The 287-nt window shown below is 67.6% G+C and carries 1 pseudogene; it reads left to right on the top strand.

The annotated features are described in order from the left end of the window. Positions 1–287: pseudogene (locus AC0IX4_RS23005) on the top strand (cytochrome P450/oxidoreductase); the annotation flags it as partial.

Here is a 287-nt window from a genome sequence, read left to right as displayed (position 1 = left end):
TCCGCTCACGCGTGCAGGAGGTGCTCGACGAGCTCCCGGTCGACGAGCCTATCGACTGGGTCGACAAGGTGTCCATCGAACTGACCTCCCGGATGCTCGCGACACTGCTCGACTTTCCGGACGAGCAGCGCCGCAAGCTCGTGTACTGGACCGAACTCGCAGCTGCCAGCGCCTCGGCCACCGGGGGCGCGAACGACATGGACGAGGTCTACCGCGGAGTGGCCCACATGGCGCGCAGCTTCAGTGAGTTGTGGCACGACAAGGCCGCGCGACTCGCGGCGGGCGAG

This window comes from Rhodococcus sp. AC861, assembly GCF_979256035.1.
The sequence above is the reverse complement of the archived record's forward strand: the minus strand, read 5'-3'. Positions and strand labels throughout refer to the sequence as shown.